General features: G+C 64.1%; 21 protein-coding genes. 13 read left to right on the forward strand and 8 right to left on the reverse strand.

The window, feature by feature from the left end; all coding sequences use genetic code 11:
• Nucleotides 1-103 precede the first annotated feature (103 nt).
• The 3 genes from BMY29_RS10230 to hypF all read left to right on the forward strand — a co-directional run bounded on the left by BMY29_RS10230 (nucleotide 104) and on the right by hypF (nucleotide 4,108).
• On the forward strand, nucleotides 104-1,024 hold the full coding sequence (locus tag BMY29_RS10230) for a winged helix-turn-helix domain-containing protein (protein WP_160290093.1): 921 nt from the start codon (nucleotides 104-106) through the stop codon (nucleotides 1,022-1,024).
• A 219-nt stretch (nucleotides 1,025-1,243) separates the two neighbouring features.
• Nucleotides 1,244-1,540: a GYD domain-containing protein gene (locus tag BMY29_RS10235; RefSeq protein ID WP_049989590.1), complete on the forward strand. Its 297-nt coding sequence runs from the start codon at nucleotides 1,244-1,246 to the stop codon at nucleotides 1,538-1,540.
• Nucleotides 1,541-1,666: 126 nt separating this feature from the next.
• Nucleotides 1,667-4,108, forward strand: a complete 2,442-nt coding sequence (hypF, locus tag BMY29_RS10240) for a carbamoyltransferase HypF (protein WP_049989638.1) — start codon at nucleotides 1,667-1,669, stop codon at nucleotides 4,106-4,108.
• A gap of 113 nt (nucleotides 4,109-4,221) precedes the next feature.
• Here the strand turns inward: hypF and BMY29_RS10245 are convergent, their stop codons facing one another.
• A complete protein-coding gene (locus BMY29_RS10245; protein WP_049989589.1) occupies nucleotides 4,222-4,692 on the reverse strand; it encodes a hypothetical protein in 471 nt (156 codons plus the stop codon).
• 126 nt (nucleotides 4,693-4,818) lie between these two features.
• On the opposite strand from BMY29_RS10245, the gene BMY29_RS10250 reads away from it, so the two are divergent.
• The 5 genes from BMY29_RS10250 (at nucleotide 4,819) to BMY29_RS10270 (ending at nucleotide 7,406) form a co-directional block, all read left to right on the forward strand.
• Nucleotides 4,819-5,106, forward strand: coding sequence for a DUF8054 domain-containing protein (locus tag BMY29_RS10250; protein WP_049989588.1), 288 nt, complete (start codon nucleotides 4,819-4,821; stop codon nucleotides 5,104-5,106).
• Between the two features lie 122 nt (nucleotides 5,107-5,228).
• Nucleotides 5,229-5,741 carry a hypothetical protein gene (locus BMY29_RS10255; protein WP_049989587.1) on the forward strand — a complete coding sequence of 171 codons (513 nt, stop codon included), beginning with the start codon at nucleotides 5,229-5,231 and terminating at the stop codon, nucleotides 5,739-5,741.
• A gap of 180 nt (nucleotides 5,742-5,921) precedes the next feature.
• Nucleotides 5,922-6,155 carry a TrmO family methyltransferase domain-containing protein gene (locus BMY29_RS21730; RefSeq protein WP_206539050.1) on the forward strand — a complete coding sequence of 78 codons (234 nt, stop codon included), beginning with the start codon at nucleotides 5,922-5,924 and terminating at the stop codon, nucleotides 6,153-6,155.
• Between the two features lie 62 nt (nucleotides 6,156-6,217).
• Nucleotides 6,218-6,592 carry a winged helix-turn-helix transcriptional regulator gene (locus tag BMY29_RS10265; RefSeq protein WP_081985434.1) on the forward strand — a complete coding sequence of 125 codons (375 nt, stop codon included), beginning with the start codon at nucleotides 6,218-6,220 and terminating at the stop codon, nucleotides 6,590-6,592.
• A gap of 55 nt (nucleotides 6,593-6,647) precedes the next feature.
• Entirely contained in the window at nucleotides 6,648-7,406 is a 759-nt protein-coding gene (locus tag BMY29_RS10270) for an ABC transporter ATP-binding protein (RefSeq protein WP_049989585.1), read from the forward strand.
• A 15-nt stretch (nucleotides 7,407-7,421) separates the two neighbouring features.
• Here the strand turns inward: BMY29_RS10270 and BMY29_RS10275 are convergent, their stop codons facing one another.
• The 3 genes from BMY29_RS10275 to BMY29_RS10285 form a co-directional block, all read right to left on the reverse strand.
• Nucleotides 7,422-8,267 (reverse strand): ABC transporter permease, encoded by an 846-nt coding sequence (locus BMY29_RS10275; protein WP_049989584.1) that lies wholly within the window; start codon nucleotides 8,265-8,267, stop codon nucleotides 7,422-7,424.
• Entirely contained in the window at nucleotides 8,264-9,112 is an 849-nt protein-coding gene (locus BMY29_RS10280; RefSeq protein WP_160290092.1) for an ABC transporter substrate-binding protein, read from the reverse strand. Before BMY29_RS10280 ends, BMY29_RS10275 begins: the two co-directional genes overlap by 4 nt.
• A 527-nt stretch (nucleotides 9,113-9,639) precedes the next feature.
• Entirely contained in the window at nucleotides 9,640-10,932 is a 1,293-nt protein-coding gene (locus BMY29_RS10285) for a cation:proton antiporter domain-containing protein (protein WP_049989582.1), read from the reverse strand.
• Between the two features lie 372 nt (nucleotides 10,933-11,304).
• Here BMY29_RS10285 and BMY29_RS10290 point away from each other — a divergent pair, with 372 nt between their 5' ends.
• Nucleotides 11,305-12,048 carry a sugar phosphate isomerase/epimerase family protein gene (locus BMY29_RS10290; protein ID WP_049989581.1) on the forward strand — a complete coding sequence of 248 codons (744 nt, stop codon included), beginning with the start codon at nucleotides 11,305-11,307 and terminating at the stop codon, nucleotides 12,046-12,048.
• A gap of 117 nt (nucleotides 12,049-12,165) precedes the next feature.
• Here the strand turns inward: BMY29_RS10290 and BMY29_RS21040 are convergent, their stop codons facing one another.
• Entirely contained in the window at nucleotides 12,166-12,327 is a 162-nt protein-coding gene (locus BMY29_RS21040) for a hypothetical protein (RefSeq protein WP_173424887.1), read from the reverse strand.
• 234 nt (nucleotides 12,328-12,561) lie between these two features.
• On the opposite strand from BMY29_RS21040, the gene BMY29_RS10295 reads away from it, so the two are divergent.
• Complete coding sequence (locus BMY29_RS10295; protein ID WP_049989580.1) at nucleotides 12,562-13,122, forward strand: uracil-DNA glycosylase; 561 nt, start codon at nucleotides 12,562-12,564, stop codon at nucleotides 13,120-13,122.
• Nucleotides 13,123-13,227: 105 nt separating this feature from the next.
• Nucleotides 13,228-14,037 (forward strand): hypothetical protein, encoded by an 810-nt coding sequence (locus BMY29_RS10300; protein WP_049989579.1) that lies wholly within the window; start codon nucleotides 13,228-13,230, stop codon nucleotides 14,035-14,037.
• 194 nt (nucleotides 14,038-14,231) lie between these two features.
• Here the strand turns inward: BMY29_RS10300 and BMY29_RS10305 are convergent, their stop codons facing one another.
• Nucleotides 14,232-14,498, reverse strand: a complete 267-nt coding sequence (locus tag BMY29_RS10305; RefSeq protein WP_049989578.1) for a cytochrome C oxidase subunit IV family protein — start codon at nucleotides 14,496-14,498, stop codon at nucleotides 14,232-14,234.
• Nucleotides 14,499-14,634: 136 nt separating this feature from the next.
• Here BMY29_RS10305 and BMY29_RS10310 point away from each other — a divergent pair, with 136 nt between their 5' ends.
• On the forward strand, nucleotides 14,635-16,038 hold the full coding sequence (locus BMY29_RS10310; protein ID WP_049989577.1) for a hypothetical protein: 1,404 nt from the start codon (nucleotides 14,635-14,637) through the stop codon (nucleotides 16,036-16,038).
• A gap of 89 nt (nucleotides 16,039-16,127) precedes the next feature.
• Complete coding sequence (locus tag BMY29_RS10315) at nucleotides 16,128-16,415, forward strand: DUF7410 domain-containing protein (RefSeq protein ID WP_049989576.1); 288 nt, start codon at nucleotides 16,128-16,130, stop codon at nucleotides 16,413-16,415.
• A gap of 229 nt (nucleotides 16,416-16,644) precedes the next feature.
• On the opposite strand, the gene BMY29_RS10320 is transcribed toward BMY29_RS10315, so the two are convergent.
• Complete coding sequence (locus BMY29_RS10320; RefSeq protein ID WP_049989575.1) at nucleotides 16,645-19,131, reverse strand: cbb3-type cytochrome c oxidase subunit I; 2,487 nt, start codon at nucleotides 19,129-19,131, stop codon at nucleotides 16,645-16,647.
• Nucleotides 19,131-20,168: a cytochrome c oxidase subunit II gene (gene coxB, locus BMY29_RS10325; RefSeq protein ID WP_049989574.1), complete on the reverse strand. Its 1,038-nt coding sequence runs from the start codon at nucleotides 20,166-20,168 to the stop codon at nucleotides 19,131-19,133. Before coxB ends, BMY29_RS10320 begins: the two co-directional genes overlap by 1 nt.
• Between the last annotated feature and the right edge of the window lie 22 nt (nucleotides 20,169-20,190).

The following is a 20,190-nucleotide window of genomic DNA, read 5'->3' on the forward strand; positions in this document are numbered from 1 at the left end:
CTCCCCCTCGTTTTTCAGCCGGCGTGTGATGCCGACTAGCATGGTGGACGCGAATTCGACCGAATCACCGCTCGAGGCGGCCGCCGGCACCGCTGGCCCTCACGTGATCGACGCGTTCAAAGTACTAAGCGACGAGACCCGTCTGGCCATCTTGCTAGCGCTGTGGGATGGCTACGAGCCGTTCGCCGGCGACGACGCGCTGTCGTTCTCGGAGTTGCTCGACCGAGTGGACTACGACACCTCCGGGAACTTCAGCTATCATCTCCAAAAGTTGGAGGATCACTTCGTGGAGTCGACGCCCGAAGGGTATCGGTTGAAGCAGGCCGGCCACAAGATCGTCCGTGCGGTAATCGCTGGCAGGGGACTCACGGACGCCACACTCGAACCGACCGAAATCGACGCCGACTGCACGATATGCGGCGAACCGCTCGCTATCGCGTACGAGGACGAGCACCTATACACAATCTGTAGCGGGTGCGGCGGGAAATTCGGCGCTGACAGCGAGAAACTTCCGGGGACAGTCATGGGGTTCGCGTTTGATCCGGCCGGCCTAGCACGTCCGACCGCCGAGGAAATCTTCGCCGCCTCGGTATTCCGCGCGATGCAGAAGTTCACCATGCAGATGGGCGGCCTGTGCCCCGACTGCTCTGGGCCGGTCGATAGTTCGATGAACATCTGTGAGGAACACTCACCGAACGGAATTTGTTCGAACTGCGGACGAAGAGACCAGGTCCAAGCACGTTGGGTCTGTACCGTCTGCAAGAATTCCGGACACGGTCCACCGGGGGGAAACCTGGTTTTGCATCCGCGCGTCGTGGCGTTCTATGCGGACCGCGGACTCGATATCGGATACGACGCGACCGATTTCGAGACGATCGTCGAGGTTCTGGAAGCGATGTCGAATCACGATCAAGAGGTCGTTTCCGCGGAACCGCCACGCGTCCGCGTCACCGTCCGCTACAGGGGCGACGAACTACGACTACTGATCGACGAATCGATGAACGTGATAACGGTCGAAGACTAGTCGACGAGATCTATCGCGCCTGGTTCACGAACCCAGCCGTGACGAGCGTCCGTGCTCGTCCGACGGCAACTCGGCGATTCTCCCGGATCGTCTACTAGAATTTCGTATAGATAACAATTATTGTCGAGGCTGCCAAACTCTCTTGCGTCCGTCGCAAACGATCGGGGGTGTCGGGTCACGACGAGTACCCGTCACGCGGCGGTGGAGGGATACGTACTAATGCCAACCTATATCGCGCTTCACAATCACCGAAAGGAGGGTTCGCAGACGATCAAACAGCTGCCTGAGCGACTCGAGCAGGCCACGGAAATCGCACACTCGATGGACTGCGACGTCGAGTACTACCTCACCAACGGCCAGTACGACTCCGCAGTCATCGTTGATGCGCCCGACGAACGGACTGCGAAACAATTAGCGCTCGGTGTCACCAGTACCGGAACTGTGACGACCGAGTTCCAGCGGGCATTTCACGAATCCGAACTCGAGGATTTAACCAACGGAATCCCCACGCCGTGAAGTGGCCTCACTCGATTTTTTGGAATTGGCCAGTCACCTAGTTCGAACCGGTTCTCGTCCGTATTCGACCCCTAAAACGTGGTAGATAGTACCATGATTATGAGGATGGACGGCGAACTCGTCCGTATGGAACGCGCCACCGTCCGCGTGACCGGCGTCGTCCAGAGCGTCGGGTTTCGGCCGTTCATCTACCGACGAGCGGTCGACCACGACCTGCGGGGAACGGTCCGCAACCTCGGTGATGCCGGCGTTCGCATCGAACTCGAAGGATCGGTCGAGGGGGTCGACGCGTTTCTCGCGGATCTACGGGAGCGCTCGCCGCCGCTCGCGAGCGTGGAAACGGTCCGCGTCGATCGGGAGTCGGTTGTCGATCCCGCGTTCGGGACCTTCGAGATCGTCGACTCCGCCGACGGCGGTAGTGACGCCGCCGGTGGTGGTACGATCCCGCCGGACACGGCCACCTGCGAGCGGTGCCTCGCCGACATTCGCGATCCGGATTCGCGGTATCACGATTACTGGGCGACCTCCTGCGTCGACTGCGGGCCACGGTTCACCGTCGTCGAGTCGTTGCCGTTCGACCGGCCGACGTCGTCAATGGCGGCGTTTCCGATGTGCGACGCCTGCCGCGAGGAGTACGAGGATCCGGCCGACCGCCGATATCACGCTCAGACGATCGCGTGTCCGAACTGCGGTCCGACGCTCCGCTACGGCCGATTTCCCGTCGATACCGGCACCGTCGATGTCTCGTCGACCGACTCGAGCGCGCCGGCTGAGGGACGCGATCCGTTTCCCGACGAACTCGATGCGCCGACCGACGACCGCGCGGCGATCGAGAGCGCCGCCGAGGCGCTCGGTCGCGGGGAAACGGTCGTGCTGAAGGGGATCGGCGGAGCGCACCTCGCCTGCGACGCGACCGACGCCGACGCGGTCGAACGGCTCCGCAAGCGGACCGGCCGTCCCGCGAAACCGTTCGCCGTCATGGCGCCGGACGCCGGCGCGGCCGCCTCGTTCGTGGACCTCTCGGAGACCGAACGGGCGGCGCTCGAATCACCTCGCCGGCCGATCCTGCTGGTCGAACGGAACCGATCTCGATCGCCGGCTGATTCGAACGGCGATGACGACCGGCTCGCGTCCGGCATTGCACCCGGGCTCCACACCGTCGGCGTGATGCTTCCGTACTCGGGCGTCCACCACCTCCTGTTCGATGCGATCGACGGGCCGCTGGTGATGACCTCCGCGAACCACCCGGGAAAGCCGATGCTGACCGCCAACGGACCGCTGGTCGACGGCCTCGCCGACGTCGCCGACGGCGCTCTCCTCCACGATCGGCGCATCGTCGCCCGCTGTGACGATACCGTCGCCCGCGTCGTCGACGGCGACCGACGCCTCGTTCGACGGTCACGCGGGTTTACCCCGGTACCCGTTCCCCTCGACCTCGAGGGCGTCGAGCCGGGATCGACTTCCGTCCTCGGAACAGGGCCGGAACTCGACGTGACCGCTGGCGTCCTCCACGAGGGCGACTGCTATCTCACTCAGTATATCGGAGACGTCGACGATCTCGACACCTTCGCGTATTTCGAGGACGCAGTCGATCACCTGCTCGACGTCACGGGGTTGGAATGTCCGTCGATCATCGCCCACGACTCCCACCCCGAGTTCAACACCACCGACTACGCGAGCCGGTTGATCGCAGACGGGACCGTCGACCGCAGTGTCGCGGTCCAGCACCACCACGCTCACGCCGCGAGCGTGCTCGCCGAACACGGTCGCGAGCGCGCGATCGCACTGACGCTCGACGGCGCGGGCTACGGCCCGGACGGCACCGTCTGGGGCGGCGAGGTGCTGGACACGTCGGTGGCGAACTACGAACGAGTCGCCGGGTTGACCCCGGTGCCGATGCCGGGCGGCGATCGGGCGACGCGCCACCCCGGTCGGTTGACCGCGGGGCTGCTGTACGCGAACAGGACGGATACGGATGCCGTCGAACGGACGCTCGTTCGACGCGACGTGCCGTTTCCCGGTGGTTTCGAGGAACGTAACCTCGTGTGCCAACAGCTCGCAGCCGGCGTCAACACCCCCGCGACGAGCAGCGCCGGACGCTTCCTCGACGCCGTTAGCGCCCTGCTCGGCGTCTGTAGCGAACGGCGCTACGAGGGCGAACCGGCGATGGAACTCGAGGCGGTCGCGGCCGGCGGAACGGCGATTGACGTCGACGTCCCGTTCGCGCGGGTCGACGATCGACCGGCGGTGGACACGCCGGTGCTCTTCGACGACCTCGTCGAACTGATCGAGGAGGGACGACCTCCAGCGGACGTCGCGGCCACCGCCCAGGCCGCGCTGGCGCGGGGCCTGGCGACCCTCGCCGTCGACGCGGCGAGCAATCGAAATCGGGACGCGGTCGCGCTGACCGGGGGCGTCGCGTACAACGATCGTATCGCGACGCGGATCCGCGAGCGGGTCACCGAGGCGGGGCTCGCGTTTCTCGGCAACGAGCGCGTCCCGCCAGGCGACGGCGGGATCGCCTACGGACAGGTCGCGGTAGCCACTGCCCGGGCATCTCAGGAGTGACGCCAGTCGCCGGACCGACACACCTCTCCGTCGGGTCCGGTCTGCGAAGTCGTCGAACGCGACGGGGAGCCGTCGGTCGGTGCCGCGAGTGGTCCGACTCGATCACACGAAATTCAGCGTATATTCGCCGACAGCGCGCGGATTTTCGACGCTCCCGAACGCGAGGACCACCTCCCGTTCGCGACGAAGCGGAGGTCGCCCGCGTTCACCCACCCGCACCACTCGCTTTGCACGACCACGACGGTGTCGACGTCCCCGAGGACGACTGCGGTCACGGTCTTCGACCGGAGTCCGACGGCGACGCAAGCGCGTTCGGTCGTCGGTATGTACTCGCGGCGACAAACCGAGAGGAAACTGCCTCCGATGAAGAGTGCGAGACTCGCCAGCATGGCAAGAATCACGCGCCGCCCGACGTCGATGGCTCCGACGGCGGCGAAACCGTTCGATCCGACGACGAGCACCGCAAACCCCGCGGCGATACCGGCAAGCAGAACGTTCGACGACGGATCCGCCCGGAACCGCATCCGCTCGGCCGGTGCCAGCGTCAACCAATTCGGCGTTCGAACGGACTGCGGGTCGTTCATCGGCCGTTCGGGTACATTTCACCGGCCAGCAGAAAGAGGTGGCAGGTATCTCTTCGCACCGAACGGCGGTGACGATGGTCGTTCCCGAGAGTGATTTATGAGCGAGGGCGGTGATACACCCACGAAATGACGGAGTCGGACCGGCTCGTCGGCGACCGACGGTGCTGGCCCTGTACTCTCGCTAACGCGGTCGCCGCGGCCATCATCACTGGCGTACCGCTGCTGGCAGCGGTTCTCAGCGGCGAACCGGTACTCGTCGTCGTGACCGTCGTCTGGGCTGTCGCGGTGTTCGGTTACACCGTCTACCGACTCCTAACACTCGGTTACCTGCCCGGTTCGGAGTCCGTCGCGAAGGCGACCGGTCTGCACGACCGAATCGGACCCGAAACTTCGGAATCGGCAGAGGAACCCTGAGATCATACCGGTAACGACGAACTGTGAGTTAAACGACTCTCCTATTTTAAATCGTTACCCCGCTAGCATATCGTAGCCGGCTTCGGCGAACCGAAGCTGGTTCGGAAGACCGGAGGGAACACATGTCAGGAGTAGATGCGAACCGCATCGGACCCGGATGGCGCCTGTTTCAGATCGTGGCATTGATAAGCGCGATCTCGTGGCTGTTCAGTTACCTCCTGTTTGGGGATCCGCTCGGCCGGCTCGAGCCGGCCTGGGGATCGATCGTATGGGTACTCTCGCCGATCATCTCAATCTTCATTATTGGTATCGCGGTTGCGCCGGAGCGGCTCTCTTTCCTCCAGGAGAGCGATGCGAAAGGGATTGCCGCGAGGAGCGGGCTCTTGCTCGTCGCGGGCCTGTGGATGGTCAATGTCTTCGTCGGCACGCCGATGGTCGACAAGCTATTCGCCGAACCGCTCGCGGCCTCAGGGGTAATTCCGGCGTTCGGCGGCGTGTTTCTGCACGTTGTTTTCCAGCACTGGTTCCAGGCGCTGGCGGCGATCACGCTGGCGCTCGTGCCCGCGAAGTTCTCGACGATCACCGACTCGCCGACCCCGGCCGGCGTCCAGTGCGCTGTAGTCGAGTGCGCCTGAGTACGCATCGATTTTTTCGATGCCGTCCGACATCGAATCGGCCACGATCGACCCCATCGGAATCGCTCACACGCCCTACGAGTCGTCCGAGGACGCTCCGCACCAGGGATTCGCCGACGACGCCGAGGCGACGAACGAGGTCTTCGAACCGTACGCGGCGGCGCTGGCCGGCATCGAGGAGTGCCATCGACCGACCGTCGTCTACTGGGCCGATCGCGCCGACCGCGATGCGCTCGTCGGCGGGACGGTATCGGTGCGTTCGCGACGCGGACGCCGCACCGGCCGAATCCGCTTCATATCTGTACCCGTCTACTGCTGGATCGGACGGACTGGGAACTCCGTGTCCGCGGACTCGACGCGCTCGACGGCTCGCCGGTCGTGGACCCCAAGCCAGCGCTGCAGGCGGAGCAATGACCGGGATCAACGCCGTTCGGAGCAGCCGAGTCATTATCCCGTTTGACCGTGTACGGCAAGATATGGCAAAACAGGGGAGTTGTGACTGCTGTTCGCCGTCGGCTGCGGAGACCGCGGTGCCGTCGGACGACGAGGCCGTGTGTTACTGCCCGGTGAACGGCGTCATCGAGACGATCAGTAAAAAGTATGCGCTCCAGATTATCAGCCTGCTGGGCGCCCACGGTCCGATGCGCTACGGCGGCCTCGAGGACCGACTCGAGGTGACGAGTTCGTCGCTCTTATCGGCGCGGTTGGACGAATTGACCGAGGAGGGGCTGATCGAACGCCGGAGCTTCGACGAGATACCGCCCCGCGTCGAGTACTCGCTGACGCCCCGCGGTCGGGAACTCGAGATGCGAATCCAGCCGTTGCTGGAGTGGGCCGCCGACGAAGAATGACTCGCGAAAGCGCGCTTCGAACCGATCGCCAAGGGTCACAACCGAAACGACAACTATGGAATCGATTCGGATAGCCGACCTCTCGAAGGCCTACCGGACCGCGGACGGCGAGGTGCTTCGCGTCCTCGACGGGATATCGCTCTCGGTCCCCACCGGGTCGTTCTTCTCGCTGCTCGGTCCGTCCGGCTGTGGCAAGAGTACACTCCTGAACGTCGTCGCCGGCCTGACCGACGCCGACGGCGGGACGGTCGCGATTCCGGACGACGACCGTCTCGGTTTCGTCTTCCAGGAACCGCGCCTGCTCGAGTGGAAGACCGTCGAAGCGAACCTCGCGTTCGCGCTCGATGGGACCGACATTCCGAACGGCGAGTACGACCGGCGTATCGAGGACGTGCTGACACGCGTCGGCCTCCAGAACGTGCGAACGGAGTACCCCCGATCGCTATCCCGGGGGATGCAACAGCGGGTCGCGATCGCCCGCGCGTTCTGCATCGAACCCGACGTGTTGCTGATGGACGAACCCTTCGCCAGCGTCGACGAGATCACTGCGCGCGAACTCAGGGCCGACCTGCTCGATCTCTGGCGGTTGAACGAGGTGACCGTACTTTTCGTCACCCACGATATCCAGGAGGCAGTCACGCTCTCAGACGTCGTCGCCGTCCTGTCGCCGAAGCCAGCGGCCATCGATGCGACAGTGGAGATCGAAACGCCGCGGCCGCGCGAGCCCGACGACGAAGCGACGTGGCGCTACTACGAGCGAATTCTCTCGCTGCTGGACGGGACATCTAGAACGTCTCCAGAGGACCGTCGGTGAGATCGCTTGCCCGGATCACGTCTGAAACAGCGAGACACCGATCCGCTCGCTCCCCTCGTCTCCGCGCCACTGCGTCAGCCGTTTCTCGACTTGCTTGATGATACCGAACTCGATGATCGTCATGAGGATCACGAACGACAGCGTCCACGCGAGAACACCCGAGAGCGAGAACAATTCGAACGACTCGTTGATCTTGTAGCCGATACCGTCACCGAGTCCGAAGAACTCCGCGATGACCACGATCTTCCAGGCGGCACCGAGCCCGAACCGACTCGCCGCCAATACGTACGGCACGAGCTGTGGCAACACGACCGACCGCAGCACCGCTGGCCACGAGGGGTTGAATACTTGCGCCATCTGGACGAGGTCGCGATCGATGTTTTTCGTCCCTTCCCAGATGTTCTCGGTCATCAGCGGCGTGATAACGAAGACGATCGTAGCAATCGCCGCGGTGTTGTTCATCCCGAGTACCATGAGCATGATGACGGTGACCGCGACGGCTGGCATCGTGAGCCCGACAATGACGAACGTCTCGAAGAACTGTTCGCCCGTCTTACTCACCCCCATCACGATACCGATCGCGACCGCCAGCATCAGCCCGATACCGAACGCGATCACCACTCGAGTTAACGTTTGTGCGAGATGCGTGATGAAGGCGTCGTACCGAACGATGTACACGACCTCTGTAACTACCTCCCGCGGTCCGGGCAAGAAGAACGGATCGTAGAACAGCGAGATAGCCCACCAGAGCCCGAGAAACGCGACAACGGAGCACGCCCGGACGAAATGCGTCCGTCGCAACGACGAGACCCGTTCGAACAGCCACTCGCCGACGAAACGATCGGAAACTCCCGAACTCATAGCTTGTCGGGCCGGCGGAACATCGTGTCGGACGGATCGCCATCAACGAGTCCCTCCTCGCTCGCTCGATTGACGACTTCCGCACCCGACTCCCGGAGTTCCTCGTCGAACTCGCCGGGATATATGTGGCCGATTCGCTCCTCGACCAGATCGAACTCCTCGTCCGTCTCGAGGCCGAGTTCGTCGTCGTATTCCTCGATGACCGCTCGCGGATTATCGCCGATGTGCGCTCCGGCGTCGAACATGGTTTCCATCAGTCCCTGCACTGCGTCGGGTTTCTCGTCGATCGTCTCCTGATAGGTTGCGACCTCGACCAGCGGCATCCGATTGCCCGTCTGTTCCTCCCAGCGGTCGGTGAACACGTACGGTTCCTCGAAGTCGCCCGTCGCGAGCAGCCGCGAAGAGAAGGGTTCGACGCCGATCATCGCATCGAGATCACCTTGCTGGATCGCGCCGAACAGCGTCGCCGGCGGCCCGAATCGAGTGTCGAAGTCGTCGGGGTCGTAGCCCTCTAGACTGGCCAGCACGGCGAAGTGTGTCCACGGTGCGGAGGTGCGTGGCATCGACCCCAGTGTTACGTCTTGGAGATCCCCGAGGTCGTCGACGCCGGCATCCTCGTGAACGATGATCGAGTTGAACGACTGGCAGACCGGTCCAAGTAGCCGAATATCTTGATCCTTATTCGCCAACCGCACTCCCGAGATAACCGGAAACGTCCCGGATTCGACCTCTTTGGCGGCGATCGCCTGCTGGATGGCTGGGGGCGGCATCAACTCGAGGGCGAGATCGAGTCCGCGATCAGCGGCGAAGTCCTCGTCGCGGATGAGCCGGGTCGGTAGCGTCATCGCGGCTCCCTGCGGCCCAGCGAACTGAATCTGGTGTTCCTCGGCTCCGTCTTCGCCGTTGCCTCCTCCGAGACAACCGACCAGCGTAACGCCGCCGATCACAGCCGTCGTTCGGAGGACGTTTCGCCGCGTTTGTTCTTCATTAAATGTCCGAGTCATAACTTCTTGCAACTTCCTATTTCCGAAGCCGCTTCTCGATACAGAAGAAACGTATATTATTAGAGGTTCGGGTGGTAACACACCTCACTCCAATATCCTCTTCATCCGACGAGATCCTCAAGCAGATCTACCGCTTATTGTAATCCGCCGTGGTAAAATACACTATCAATTCGCCAAAACAACGATGGATTTGAAGACGCGTAGTAGGCCGCTTTGGACGAAGATGCGTCAACTGTTCGGCAACAAGTAACCGACGGCTCGCCAGTCTCCCGTTCTCTCCGTCTTCTCTTTCCGTTCTCACGTCCGTGAGCGGCTGCGCTCGCGGGCGTTGTTGAGCGGTGCGCGGCCACGATCCCCGTTCGTCGCACTCAGCCATCGGAGAACGATGACGACGCGTCGCTCTCCGTCGACTGCGACTGTCGCTGCGTTCGCGCGCGCCCGCTTCGTCGCCCGTACAGTTTCGTGAACGGCGTCGCCGTGACGCCGTGGACCAGCACCGAACTCGCGACGACCAGGCTGGCCGCGGGCCAGACGAGCTCGAGCCCGAGGACCCGGTGGGCGACGGTCGCGTAGAAGATGGCCGCGATACCGATCGGCCCGAACCACCCCGCGAACAGGGCGTCGCGCGCCCCATCGATCGGGTCGACGAACCGTCGGAACACGACGAGCATCGGAAGGCGCCGCAAGAGCAGGACGCTCGCAGCGAGGGCGACCCCCGCCCAGCCCAGCGCGATCCATTCCGCGACCGGCAGCGCCAGGCCGAAGCAGACGAAGATCGGGAAGGTAAACAGCCGGAGCACCGTCTCCTGGATCTTCTGTTCGTCGGCCTCGTCGGTGGCGTCGGCGAACTGGTTGAACAGCAAACCGGCGACGAAGGCCGCGAGGATGCCGTCGCTGCCGAGCAGTTTGACGCCGCCCAGTACGGCGAAGGTGAACGCGACGGTCACGCTGAGTAGCGACGTCTCCTCGAGGAAGTGGTGCTCTTTGGACTCCCGTTCGACCCAGCCGGCGGCCGCACCGATCGTTGCGCCGATCACGACGGCCGCACCGACTTCCCAGAGGAGCGTCGAGAGCAGCCAGTCGGTGAGCGCTCGCCCGGGCGGGTGCTGAAGCATCAGAATCGGGAGGAAGACCAGCGGGTACGCCAGGCCGTCGTTGGCGCCCGACTCGCCCGACAGGAGGTTCCGGATCGGCATCGGGATGTGCTGTTCCGCCGCGCTTCCCGTGACGATGGTCCCGGCGAGAACCGGGTCAGTTGGCGTGACGATCGCTCCGATGAGCAGGCCGACCCAGAGCGGGACGTCCAACAGGACGTACACGAGCGCGCCGCTGACGAGCCACATCCCGATCATCCCCGGAACGAGGACGGCCGCCATCGCGCGGGCGTGCTCGCGGACGTACCGCTGGGGGAGCCGGAGCGCGGCGGCCATGACGGCCAGGCCGACCGTGAGGCGGGCGAACTGCTCCATGATCGTAAACGGGTCACCCCACGCGGCCAAGTGAAGGAGATCGAGTCCGAGCGACCCGATCACGACGCCGAGCAAGACTGCCAGAATCGGTTCCGAGAGGACGTACACCCTGTTTCGAAGCAGCCCCGCGATCAGGCTCAAGACCAGCGTCAACCCGCCGATCGTAACGAGCGCGATGTTCAACTCCTGCATTCGTATCGAGCGTGTCGGTTCGGACCGAACGCGCCGGGAGCGCTCGGTGAACGACTAGCCGTGTCGGACGTTTCGCGGACCGGAGAATAGGGGTTCGGCCTGCGTGCTCCGTACGGACGTCGCGCATGCGGTCGCGCTATGGTCGCGTCCGAACGGGTGGTGAGAGCAGGCGGTACCTGCGCGACTACACCGACGCGGCCCACGAGGGGTGGCGGTATCGGTGAGACCACGAGCCGACGGATCGCCACGGCTGCTGGGCGACGGTTCGCTCCCTGGACGACGCGATCGTTCGACATCCCTGAGCGACTCGTCGACGAGGTGTGAGCTCGAGACGGGGGAGAGACTTTCTACGTAGCCGTCATATCCGGCGGCATGGTTCGAACCGGAATCCAGCTGTACACGCTGCGCGACCTCGATGAACCGCTGCCGACGCTGCTCCGTCGCGTCGGCGAGACCGAGTTCGACGGCGTCGAGTTCGCCGGGTTCGACGAGACGACGCCGGAAGCGGCCGCCGACGTCCTCGACGAGACCGAACTGAACGTCGCCGGCGTCCACGTCGGGATCGAGTCGCTTGAGACCGATTCCGATCTCGACGCCGTCTCCGAGACCTGCACCGCCCTCGACTGCGAGCGCGTCGTCGTTCCGTATCTCGGTGTCGAGCACTTCGAGACCGCAGCGGCGGTCCGCGAGACGGCGACCAGGCTCTCGGCGCTCGCCGATCGCCTGGCGGAGCGCGGCCTCGCGCTTAGCTATCACAACCACGACCACGAGTTCGTCGCGCTCGAGGGCGACGGGCGGAACGCGTTCGACCTGTTGCTCGACGAGACGGACGACTCTGTGCTGATCGAACTCGACGTCGGCTGGGCGGCCGCGGCGGGGGACGATCCGGTCGCGTTGCTCGAGCGACTCGAGGGACGCGCGCCGCTCGTCCACGTCAAAGACGTAGCCGACGGCCGGCCGGTCGAGCTCGGCGATGGCGAGGTGGCGCTCGACGCGTGCGCGACGGCCGCCCGCGACGCCGGCGCCGAATGGCTGCTCTACGAGCACGACGAACCGACCGATCCCGCGGCGTCGCTCGAGCGCGGGGCAGCGACGCTCGCGGAGCGCCGAGACTGAGTTGGTCGCCCCGTTGGACGCGCTCGCTCGAGACCGGACTCGATTCCCGTCGCGACCGGGCTACCGACGCGAGCGACTACGCTCGCACCGTCTTCCCACCGCAGGCCAGCCGATCGATCAGTCCGACAGCGGCCGGATCTCGATCCGCTCGTTAAGGGCCGCGAGATACCGGGCGAGCTCGCGCTGCGTGTGAGCTCCGACGAGATGGTCTTCGAGCGTCCGATCAAGCGCCAGGGTCTCCCGACAGATCGGACACTCGACGGGCGGTTGGAACGTCATTTCTTCTCCGTGTGCCCTTTCGAGTAAAAGCGATGCGGCATGCATATGCTCGCCGCGTTTTCCGTCCCGTTCGATCTGGGCTCGCACATCGGTCGATCGGCCGGAGTACGCCGTCGAAGGGGCCGTCTCGCATCGGCCGTTCCTCCGGTATACCGTTGTTCCGTCGGAATACGAGACTGTTCGGCGAGCTGGCCGGCGAAAGGGTGTTTCCCGAGACGGTCGTACCACCCCTCGATGACCGACCAGCACGCGACCGACTGGGAGTTTGAGTCGGAGTTCGGTGACGTACTCGAGACAGTCCCCGACGACCAGTTCGATCCCGAGCGGTTCGTCCCCGGCGTCGGACCGCTGTCGGCCGACGTGATGCTCGTCGGCGAAGCCCCCGGCAAGCAGGAAGTCGATCAGGGCGAGCCGTTCGTCGGCCAGGCCGGCAAGCAACTCGACCGGGCGCTCGAGTCGATCGGCTACGACCGGCGGGACTGCTACATCACCAACCTCGTCAAGGTGCGACCACCGGAGAACCGCGACCCGTACGTCGACGAGATCGAGGCGTGGTGGCCCGTGCTGGAAGCCGAGATCGAACGGATCGATCCGACCGTGCTCGTTCCGCTGGGGAGTTTCGCGGCGGCAGAGATCCTCGACACCGACGAGACGATCACCGACCTGCACGGGCAGGAGTTCGAGCGAGACGGGCGGACCGTCATCCCGGCGTTCCACCCGGCCGCGGCGCTGTACGACCGCAGCAAGGTCGAGGCGATCGAGACCGATCTGGGGGCGGCCCTCGAGTTAGCGTAACCGAGCCGATACCGTCGGCCGGATGCCGAGTCCGCCCCTGACTCGGGACCGGCCGGGCCGTGCAGGCGTGAACGGCTTCCCGGCAACGACGCTACCGCCGATGAGATGAGTCCGACCTTTACCGACGACGACATCGGCAAGACCGTCGAGAGCGCGGACGGCGAGCCGCTCGGGGCCGTCGTCGCGGTCGACGCCGAGACCGCGTACGTTGATCCGGAACCCGGCCTGGCGGACTCCGTCAGGGCCGTACTCGAGTGGGACGGCAGCGCCGACGACGCCGTGCCGCTCGGCGACGACGCCGTCGATCGAATCACCGAGGACGTGATCCGGCTCGACGCGGCGTTTCCGGACGAGAGCGTGACCACGGGCGACGAGTCCGACCGCGCCGAGGCCGGCGACCGGACCGAATCCACCGAGGCCGACCGGCAGGACATCGGCCAGGCGCCAGGCGAGCCGGTGGAGTCGAACACAACCGAGACCGCGGCGGACGTCGACGGGACGGACCGCGGACTCGGCACTGGACGGCCCGACGAGTCGGAATCGCTCGCCGACGATGAGTACTACGACACTCGGGAGGGAGGAGCGCGAGTCGATTCCGAGGCGGAGATGGACGAGTACGAACCCGAGGAAGCGACTGGTCCGAACGCGGGCGAAGAGGCGGACGTCGCCGAACGGACAGCGCGGCGAACGAAAACGGCGGATACCGATGCCGACGCCGATGCTGACGCGGACGCGAACTCCGACGTCGACGTCGATCCGTCCGATGTCACCGACGGCGATCCGGAGGCCGATATTCGAACCGGCGAGGATGTCGGTCAACGAACGGACGCTCCCGGGGCGAGCGCTCCGGCCGACGCTACGGAGGGAGAGTCCGATACCACGGACGCGGACGAGCGGAATCGCGAGGAAGACTGATACCGAGACCGACGACGCGTCGGTCCCTGGTCGTCACCCCTCGTTCCTCGGTCTCAGATCGAAGGGGCGAAAGACAGCGTACAGAATCGAGATGGAGGTGCGAAAAGCGCGAGAAACCGGAACCGAATCGAGTCGAGTTGAATCGACGGTTCGAACGGCCGAACGTGGAACCGACGATCCGTGTCCGCAGGACCTTACTGGATCGAGTAGCCCGCGGCGAGGGTGAGCAGGAACACCATGAACACCGCCACGAGCATCAGGTAGGTGATCGACCGGGGCTCCTCCCGGAGGTGCTGGAAGTAGCCGGCGATCAGCGAGACCTTGATGACCGCCAGGATCATCGTGCCGCCGACTGCCATCTGGTAGGTAAAAATCTCCGGGAAGTGGAAGAAGACGAACTTCCCCGTTGCCAACAGGAGCAGTGCCACGTAAATCAGGCCGTAGGTCCGAAGGCTCGCCATTGGTGTGGAATGCGGGTGACGGATACTTATACCTTCCTCATACGATCGTTCGGGCGTTTATACCGGCGTTGCCGCCGAACGGTCGGGACGCTAGCGAAGCGATACGTAGATGGATCGCCAGCCCTAACGGTCGGCAATGAGTGGACGTTCGGCCGTCGTTCGCCGAACCGGTATCGTTCTCGCGCTCGGGTTCGCGGTCCTCGCGACGAGCGCCGGCGTCGTCGCCGCGAGCAACGTCGCCGCCGGCCTTTCGGGGGGCGGCGACGACGTCTCCGTCCCGACGTGGCTGTATCTCGCGACGGGCGGCGGTGCCGTCGGCGCTTCGGCCCTGTTGACGATGCTAGTCACCGACCGCGACGTGATCGACACCTATCACGACCACGCACTCGAGGCGTCCGTCGAACGGCTACTGTCGGCCGGTTCGCTCCTGTTCGGCGCGATCGGTGTCCTCGGACTCGCGCTGATTGTCGTCGTCGGGATCGTTGGTCCGAACATCGGCCTGGTCAGCGCGACCGTCCTGGTGACGTTCGTCGGCGGGCGCGCGCTGTTGACGATCGTCACCTACACCGTCGGCAATCCGTGGCCGGCGCTCAACCCCTGGCGACGGATCGCCACGGCGCTGCCGAACGGCGACGAGTCCTACCCGTCGGCCTTCGGCTCCTGGCCCGCCGTCGTGGCCCTGCTGACGTTCGTCTGGCTCGAGGTCATCGCCCCCCTGACGGCGTCGCCGACCGCACTGCTGGCCGTGCTCGTCATGTACTCGCTGTTTACGATCTCGAGCGCGGTCGTCTTCTCGACGGAGACGTGGTTCCGCCGCGGCGATCCCCTCTCGCTGTGGTTCCGTCTCTACGGTGCCGTCGCGCCGATCCAGCGGACCGACGACGGCTTCGAACTCCGCTACCCCGGCTCGCGGCTGAGCGACGCCGATCTCATCACCGACACCTCGATCGTGGCCTTCGTGCTCGCGCTCGTCTGGGAACTGACCTACAGCGGCTTCATCGTCACGCCGGCCGGCGTTCGGACGATCGAGTTCCTCGTCGGCCTCGGCCTGCCGCCGGCGCTCGTCTACCTGGCGTTGCTCGTCGGCGGATTCCTCCTGTTTTGGAAGGTGTACTGGGTCGCCATCGACCGGACCCGCGAGCGGGCCGAAACGTACCTTTCGCGTCGCTACCTCGGTCTCAGATTCGCGGCGCCGCTGCTGGCGATCGCGGCCGGCTACCACCTCGCCCACTACATCGGGTTCGGGCTCTCGCTGTGGCCCTCGCTGGTCGACGCGCTGGCGATGCCGCTGGACCCGCCGACGAACCCGACTAGGTACGCGCTGCCGGGCTGGTTCGGCTACGTCGAGATCGCCGGCATCCTGCTCGGGCACATCCTTGCGGTGTGGATCGCACACACCGTTTCCTTCGAGCTGTTCCCCGGGAAGCTTCAGGCGATCAGGAGTCAGTATCCGCTCATCATCGTGATGGTCTTCTTCACGATGGCGAGCCTCTATCTGGTCTCCCAGGGAACGATGAGTCCGCCGTACGTGCCGAGCTAACGGATCGTAGCGGTTCGGTCGCGAGCGAACGGACGGATGAAAGCCATCGAACCGGCAAACACTTCCTCGCGCCGCCGTAACCGGTGATAATGGCGACCGAGCGCGCGCTCGAGCGAGAGTACGAGGTGCCCGCCGACGAACCGCCGGCCGCGACCTGTCCCTACTGCGGTCGACCGTTTCGCTCGGAGCGATACGCCACGTTCCACGTCGGCGTCGAGCACGCCGAGGTGTGTTCCGAAGCCGAACGGGACGCCTTCGACGAGGAACGCGACGACGAGGAGTACGAGCTGTTCACCTTCCACTTCAAGGCGGCCGTCACCGTATTTCTGGTCTACTTTTTGTTTACGTTCATCTACGCGCTGGTCTGGTCCAGTTAACGAGGTGGGCCGGAGACCGTCACGTGCGAGGAGAACGGTGCCATCGTAGCTGAACGCCGATACCTCACTCTGTGCGATTCGCGCGGTTCGGACGGTGGCGTCCGGACCCTAAATCGGCCGTGAGAGACGGAGCTATTTCTGGCGCGGGTTCAATCGAATAGCAGCGAAAACGTTCGCAATCGCGAAACAGCGGATACCGAACCGCGTGAAACCCGTGTAGCGGAGTCCGCTACATCAGGTAGAACAGCGGGAAGAGGAAGACCCAGACGATGTCGACGAAGTGCCAGTAGAGGCCGAAGTACTCGACCGGCAGGTGGTCTTCCAGATACGCGTCGACGCTCACGATCCGGTAGAGCATGAACACGGCGATGAGCAGGCCGAGGAACACGTGCAGCGCGTGCAACCCGGTCGTCACGAAGTACAGCGAATATTCGAGCTCGCTGAACCAGTAGTGACCGTCAGCGAACTTGCTGCTGTACTCGAAGGCCTTGACGCTCATGAACACGAGGCCCAGCAGGACCGTGGCACTGAGCGAGCCGAGCAGGCCCTTCTTGTTCCCGCGCTCGGCCATCACGTGGGCGAGCACGACCGCGAAGCTGGAGGTCAACAGGACGTAGGTGTTGACCAGGCCGGCCTCAGTGATGGCGTCGAGGTGCCAGGCGTCCCAGCCCATGTGGATCCGCATGAACACGTACGCGCCGATCGCGGCGCCGAAGACGACGACGTCCGAGGCCAGGAAGACCCAGACACCCATCTTCGTGTTGTTGATGCCTTCGAACGGCCAGCGCTCGGCGACGGCCATTTCGGGCGCGGTGAACTGTTCGCGGCCGAACTGGAACAGCGAGACGCCGAGCATCGCGATCCCGAGAGCCGTCAGGATCGGATAGACGATGCTCTGCTCGGGCGCACCGGCCAGGCTCACGAAGTCGCCGACCTCGCTGTGGATGTTGGACTCGACGAACGAGTAGATGTACGCCGTCATGCCGCTGAGTCCGAGGAAGAAGACGAACGTGGAAACGCCGATGCCGAACGGCCAGATGCTGGCGTGGTCGGCGTGTTCCTCCTCGTGAGCTGCGGTCGCCATCGCACCGGTCGTTCCCTGTGCGACGCCGCCGTCGGTCGCGGTCGCGGCGTCGTCGACGAACTCCAGCGAGCCGCTGGCGTAGCTGGGCCGATCCGGCCAGTTCTCAAGCGGCGGCGGCGAGGGGATCGCCCACTCCGCGGTCCGCGAGTACGTCCACGGGTTGTCGGGCGCCTCGGGGCCGGAAACCCAGCTCTTCGCGAGCGTGTAGAACATAATCAAGAACGACGCGCCGAGGATGAACGCCCCGACGGTCGCCAGCTGGTGGTAGATCTGAGCGCTCTCGCCGTAGTGGAAGACACGCCGGGGCGTCTCCCAGGCGAGGAACATCGGGAAGTACAGCAGATTGAACCCGAGGAAGTAGACGGCGAAGTTGAGCTTGCCGAGGCGCTCAGAGTACATCTTCCCGGAGATCTTGGGCCACCAGTAGTAGATGCCACCGACCAACGCGGTGACGCCGGAGACCATCACGTAGTGGAAGTGCGCGACGACCCAGTAGGTGCCCCGGAACTCGTAGTCGAGCACGACGGCGCCGAGGAAGACCCCGGTGATGCCGCCGAGGATGAACAGCACGAGTGCGCCGAGACACCACAGGAATGGCGTCGTAAAGCGCACCCGACCCTTGACCATCGTGTAGATCAGCGAGAACACCATCAGGTCGAAGGGCAGCGAGATCCCGATCGTCGTCGCCATGAACAGCGTCTTGATCGGGAGGTTGATCGTCGACAGGAACATGTGGTGCATCCAGACGAGGAACGACTGGACCGCGACCAGAACCATCGCGATGATGACCCACTTCCGGCCGACGAGACGTCGTCCGGTGAACGTCTGGAATACCTCGAACATGATCCCCAGTGCGGGGAAGAAGACGATGTACACCTCTGGGTGACCGAAGAACCAGAACATGTGGGCCCACAGCAGGCTCGACCCCTGGTTGGTCGCGAAGTACTGCGTGAGGAACAGCCGGTCGACGGACAGCAGCAACAGCACGGCCAGCAGCGCCGCGAACGCGAACAGCATCATCCAGATCGTCAGCAGCCACGACCAGGAGAACATCGGCATGTTCCACAGGCCGAGGCCCTCGGCGCGGGACCGGTGGAGCGTCACGAGGAAGTTCACTGACCCGATCGTGATGGAGATGACGAAGAGGGTCAACGCCAGCACCGTCGCGTTGCCCCCAGCCGCCGCCTCCATCGCCGAGTTATACATGGGCACGTTCAGCGGCGCGTACATCGTCCAGCCGCCGGAGAACGAGCCGCCCTGGAAGAACGAGATGCCCATGAGGACACCCGAGAACAGGTAGAACCAGTAACTCAGCGCGTTCAGCCGCGGGAACGCGAGGTCCTTCGCACCGATCTGGAGCGGGACGAAGTAGTTCGCGAATCCACTCGCGATCGGTGACAGGAACCAGAAGACCATCAAGAGCCCGTGGCCCGTGACCGACTGGTAGTACTGGTCGTTAGTCAGCAGGTCGATTCCACCCGCTTCCCACAGGTGGGCGCGGAATAACAGCGCCAGGACGCCGCCGAACAGCAGGAAGAACAGCGACGTCGCGATATAGAGGATACCGACATCCTTGTGATTGGTCGTGACCAGCCACCGCTTGACCGACCGCATCGGCGGCAGATCACTCATCAATTCTCACCTCCGTCGCCGGATTCGCTTTCGCTTTCAGTTTCACTGTCGCTTTCGTTACCATCAGATCCATCGGATTCGTTACCTTCGTCTTCCGCTGCGCCCGTCTCGATCGTGTAGGTCTCGTCGACCGGACCGGTCATGTCGAACTCCTCTTCGACCGGTTCGAACTGATCGTTGGTGGGCGTGATCGTCACGTTGTACTCACCACCCTGTTCGATGTCGTTGATCTCGATCGAGCCGTTCTCGAAGTCGTCTGCCGTGTAACTCCGCTCGAAGTCCGTCTCCTGGTGTTCGAGGGTCATTTCGTAGCCCTCCGTCACCCGCTCTTCGTTCTCGTCTTCGAGCGTGAACGTCATGGTCAGCTGATCGTCCATCCACTGATCGAACTCTTCGGGCTCCATGACTTCGACCGTCCCGGTCATCTGCGTGTGATACTCGCCACAGAGCTCGTAACACTTGATGTCGTACTGACCAGGTTCGTCGGCCTCGAACCACGTCTCGTCGTACTCGCCCGGAATCGCGTCGGCTTTCACCCGTTGATCGGGTATACCGAACGTGTGCCAGACGTCGCCCGAAGTCACCTGTAGCCAGACCCGCTCGCCGGCGGGGACCCGGAGGTTACTCGGTTCGATCCCGTTGTCGTACTCGAAGAACCAGGCGAAGCTGTCGCCGGTGACTTCGACTTCGAGCGCCTCCTCCTGTGCGGTGTCGCCGTCGCCGGGATCCTCGACGTACAGGAGCATCCCGTACGTCCAGATCACCAGCGAGATGACGATAACGGCGCTGATGCCGAACGAGAGGAACAGTTTCTTGCCGCCCTTTCCGCCTGTCGGTAGCTCCCCGACGGATGGCAGATCCTCGTCGTCGCCGGCGTCGCCGGTGTCTCGGTACTTGTACGCGTTGTACAAGGTATACGAGACCACGACGATGCCGACGAGAGTGCCGAGTCCGAGGAAGACCAGAAAGATCTCCTCGAACACGTCGACGCGGGTCTGCTGCATCGGGGCGATGAGTGCGCTGAAGATTGTATTCATCTCTTTTTGAAGGCCGGTTATA

The organism is Natrinema salifodinae, assembly GCF_900110455.1.
Taxonomy (GTDB): Archaea; Halobacteriota; Halobacteria; order Halobacteriales; family Natrialbaceae; genus Natrinema; species Natrinema salifodinae.